Origin of the sequence: Neisseria iguanae, assembly GCF_003013245.1 — a bacterium.
Lineage (GTDB): Bacteria > Pseudomonadota > Gammaproteobacteria > Burkholderiales > Neisseriaceae > Neisseria > Neisseria iguanae.
In genome coordinates this window covers 1-4,199 of the sequence record NZ_PXYY01000135.1, presented here as the reverse complement: position 1 = coordinate 4,199, position 4,199 = coordinate 1, and the positions used below count along the sequence as shown (strand labels likewise).

The 4,199-nt window shown below is 49.1% G+C and carries 4 protein-coding genes; 3 read left to right on the top strand and 1 reads right to left on the bottom strand.

The genetic code is table 11. The features are described 5' to 3' along the window. Nucleotides 1-271 precede the first annotated feature (271 nt). On the bottom strand, nt 272-589 hold the full coding sequence (locus C7N83_RS13165; protein ID WP_106743194.1) for a hypothetical protein: 318 nt from the start codon (nt 587-589) through the stop codon (nt 272-274). 207 nt (nt 590-796) lie between these two features. Here C7N83_RS13165 and C7N83_RS13160 point away from each other — a divergent pair, with 207 nt between their 5' ends. The 3 genes from C7N83_RS13160 (at nt 797) to C7N83_RS13150 (ending at nt 3,997) form a co-directional block, all read left to right on the top strand. Then, a complete protein-coding gene (locus tag C7N83_RS13160) occupies nt 797-2,965 on the top strand; it encodes a heavy metal translocating P-type ATPase (protein ID WP_106743193.1) in 2,169 nt (722 codons plus the stop codon). A gap of 97 nt (nt 2,966-3,062) precedes the next feature. After that, nucleotides 3,063-3,323, top strand: coding sequence for a hypothetical protein (locus C7N83_RS13155; RefSeq protein ID WP_106743191.1), 261 nt, complete (start codon nt 3,063-3,065; stop codon nt 3,321-3,323). A 107-nt stretch (nt 3,324-3,430) separates the two neighbouring features. After that, on the top strand, nt 3,431-3,997 hold the full coding sequence (locus tag C7N83_RS13150) for an SGNH/GDSL hydrolase family protein (RefSeq protein ID WP_106743196.1): 567 nt from the start codon (nt 3,431-3,433) through the stop codon (nt 3,995-3,997). The last annotated feature ends 202 nt before the right edge of the window (nt 3,998-4,199 follow it).

Here is a 4,199-nt window from a genome sequence, read left to right as displayed (position 1 = left end):
GGGCATAACGGCCTTTTTGCTGTTCGGGATAATTGGTGATGGGCTGCCGGCCGGTAATGAAGTGGTTTTTAAGCAATGGAAAGCGGTCAATATGTTTGGCAATCATGGTTTCGGTAGTTTGTTTGAAAAAGCGGCCCATGGGGAGAATCCTCTAAAATCCGGTTTCAAAGGAATTTAGGGGATTTTAGGGGTTTGGGAAAAGGTTGGGTTGTTTTAGCAGCCATTAACCTTTTGTCGGTTGGAAAGGGTTTTACAAAGGTCTCAGGCCATATCAACCAGAACCACGCCGGCCACCGGTATTGGTAACGCCTTTGATAAGGAGATGACCCCGGATAACCTTTTGCAGCATGGCTTTTGAAGCACCGGGACGCTTCAATATGCCCAATACGGTGGTTTTTCCACCGGCTCCCCAAGCCTGTTTGCCACGGATGCGTCTGGCACCGGAATAAGGCCCATCCGGTTCAGTGATACCTGAAAACAAGGTTTGCTTCCCACATTCGTCAGCAATACGGTGCCGCAGTTTGGGGAATGGGTTGTTGGCACTTCGGACACTGGCTGCCGTTAATCCGGCTGTGTCGGAAGCAGTCAAACCTGAGGCAGAAAGGCGTAATATTTGCCGGAATTTCTGCTCAGAAAATTTACCGGACTTTTGGTACTTGTTTTTAATATAGATATCAGAAGCTTACCATAAAATTTTATGATTTTGATTCCTAAGCCTCATATTTGATACCGCTTGACATTAACCTACAGTAAAGGTTTAAGCTTACTCCATCTACCCAACCTACTAGTCAATAAAATGCAAAAAAAAGTCCGTTTCCAAATCGAAGGCATGACCTGCCAGGCTTGCGCCTCGCGCATTGAAAAAGTCTTAAATAAAAAAGACTTTATCGAAAGCGCCGGCGTGAATTTTGCCAGTGAAGAAGCGCAAGTCATCTTTGACGACAGCAGAAGCTCAATAGCCGACATCACTCAAATTATCAAGAAAACCGGTTTTGGTGCAAAAGAAAAAACTGATGCGCTGCCCAAAGCCGGCAACGATGGACTGGTGCACATCGGCTGGCGTTTGTGGCTGCTGTTGGCAGTTAATGTGCCGTTTCTTACCGGCATGGCTGGCATGATGTTTGGCTGCCACGATTGGATGATGCCCGTGATGTGGCAATTTGCCCTAGCCAGCATTGTGCAGCTTTGGCTGGCGATACCGTTTTACAGAAGCGCGTGGACATCGATTAAAGGCGGCTTGGCCAACATGGATGTGTTGGTCACCATCGGCACGGTGTCGATTTATCTCTATTCCGTGTATATGATGTTCCATCACCGCGACATGGGACATGACGGTATAGCGCATGTGTATTTTGAAGCGGGCGTGATGGTGGTCGGTTTTGTGTCGCTGGGCAAATTCTTGGAACACCGCACCAAAAAATCCAGTCTCAACAGCTTGTCGTTGATGCTCAAACTCACACCGAGCAATGTGAATGTGCATCGCGACGGGGCATGGCAATTGCTGCCTTTAGACCAAGTACAAACCGGTGATATGCTGCGCGCCAATCACGGCGAACGCATTGCCGCCGATGGTGTGGTCGAAAGTGGCAGCGGCTGGACAGACGAAAGCCACCTGACAGGCGAATCGAATCCCGAAATGAAACAGCAAGGCAGCAAAGTTTTGGCCGGTGCGTTGGTGACCGACGGCAGCATGGTTTACCGCGCCACGCAACTGGGCAGCCACACCTTACTCGGCGACATGATGAACGCGCTCTCGGAAGCGCAAGGCAGCAAAGCGCCGATTGCACGCATGGCAGACAAAGCAGCGGCGGTGTTCGTGCCGGTAGTGGTCGGCATTTCCTTACTCACTTTTGCGCTCACTTGGGGCATTAAAGGTGATTGGCAGGAAGGTCTGATGCATGCGGTGGCGGTGTTGGTAATCGCCTGTCCGTGCGCTTTGGGTTTGGCCACTCCGGCAGCAGTGATGGTCGGCATGGGCAAAGCGGTCAAACACGGTATTTGGTTTAAAGATGCCGCGGCGATGGAAGAATCGGCACATGTCAATGCTGTGGTGCTCGACAAAACCGGCACGCTCACTGAAGGCCGTCCGCAAGTGGCCGCGGTTTACCTTGTGCCGGACGGTGGTTTCAGCGAAGACGATTTGTTCCGCATCGCTGCCGCTGTAGAACAAAACGCCACCCATCCGCTCGCTAACGCGATTGTATCCGCCGCACTTGCCCGCAATCTGGATTTACCGGAAACCAGCCGCGCGCAAACAGTGGTCGGCGTAGGCATTTCCGCCGAAATCCACGGTGTCGGTCTGGTGAAAGTGGGTAAAACCAATTCTGCCAACCTGACTTTACCAACCGGTTTAGACAGTGTTTGGTCAATCGCCAGCTTGGTTGCCGTATCGGTTGACGACCAGCCCATCGGTGCCTTTGCCTTGGCTGACACCCTAAAAAGCGACACTGCCGAAGCCATACGCCGTCTGAAAAGGCATGATATTGATGTGTACGTAATGAGCGGCGACAATCAAAATACCGTCAAATACATCGCCGCGCAATTAGGCATCGAGCATGCTTTCGGCAACATGAGTCCGCGCAATAAAGCGGCAGCGGTACAAAAATTAAAGGACGAAGGTAAAGTTATAGCCATGGTCGGCGACGGCATCAACGATGCTCCTGCTTTAGCTGCCGCCAATGTCAGCTTTGCCATGAAAGGTGGCGCCGATGTGGCAGAACACACTGCTTCGGCCACACTGATGCAACATTCGGTAAATCAATTAGTCGACGCCCTGCTCGTTTCCCGTGCTGCCTTGAAAAACATCAAGCAAAACTTGTTTTTCGCATTTTTCTACAATATTCTCGGCATCCCACTGGCGGCTTTGGGTTTTCTCAGCCCGGTGATTGCCGGTGCAGCAATGGCGATGAGTTCGGTATCGGTATTAGCCAATGCTTTACGTTTGAAACGCGTGAAAATCAAATAATGCCGCATCTATTGAAGGCCGTCTGAAACGGGCAACTTTACCTCAGACGGCCTTTTATCGTTTATAATCGGCTTTTATTTTGCACGGGCGTTCGACCATGGAAATGATGGCCGCGATGAATATATTTCTGATTACATTATTGATTTTTACCGTATTGCTGATATGGTCGCGCAATTGGAAACGCAAACAGGCTTATTTGGAACACATCAAAAGCCAGCCGGAAACATTTCGATGGATCAGCCAAAACCTGACCGGCGTGGAAATTAAAGATTTGAAAACCGTGGCCGACCGCTTCGGCGTGCCGATGCTGCAAGCGAAACAATTGATTGATTTTTATCGTCAAAATTACAAAGACTAATCAGCTTTACATAATACGGCTGTTTGATTTGACCTACGTTAAGGCCGTCTGAAACAACTAACATTATAATGTTAATTATTTCAGACGGCCTTAATGTCGAGGGAAATATGACAGTTTATCTTATTGGTGATTCAATCCGGTTGGGTTATGAAGCAAAGGTTCAAGCCGCCCTGCCCGATACGGCGATTCTCTCGCCGCTGGACAATTGCCGCTCATCGCATGATGTATTGCAGCATATCAAAGACTGGATACATGGCGCACAGGTCGGCGACATCATTCATCTCAACTGCGGCTTGCACGATATCCGCTACAATGCCGGCAGCCTGAAACCCTTAACCGACATCCAAACTTATCACGTCAATCTGTGGCAGATTTTTACCCGATTGAAAGAAACCGGTGCGCACATCATTTGGGCAAGCAGCACGCCCTTTCTGCAAAGCGTACACAATATCGCCAAATCATCGCGCCTCTATCTGAAAGACATCCATACCTACAACCAAACTGCCCAAAACTTGGCGCGTGAATTTGGTTTTGGCATCAACGATTTATATGCTTTGATGTTTGTGCGGGACTTAACCGCACTGACGATTAGCGACGGGCTGCATTTCAATGAATTCGGCAATGAGATTTTAGGTAACGCCGTTGCCGAGTCGATTGGGAAAACATGGCATTGAACGCATACGCAGCAAAAAGGCCGTCTGAAACACATTGTTCAGACGGCCTTTTCTGGATTTGTCTAAAATTTAAGCGTATAGGACAGAAAAGGTGTCAATCCTCTGCCAAGTTAGAGAAATAATCCTTAATAAACCCAATCCTGTTTGCCTTTCTCATGCCTTGACGATACCTTAATTTCTGCTTCAAGCCTGTAAAGCAGCC

What these genes read in the sequence shown, in the direction of transcription:
- C7N83_RS13155 (WP_106743191.1), top strand. Translation starts at nt 3,063, where the DNA reads ATGGAAATGATGGCCGCGATGAATATATTTCTGATTACATTATTGATT.
- C7N83_RS13160 (WP_106743193.1), top strand. Translation starts at nt 797, where the DNA reads ATGCAAAAAAAAGTCCGTTTCCAAATCGAAGGCATGACCTGCCAGGCT.
- C7N83_RS13150 (WP_106743196.1), top strand. Translation starts at nt 3,431, where the DNA reads ATGACAGTTTATCTTATTGGTGATTCAATCCGGTTGGGTTATGAAGCA.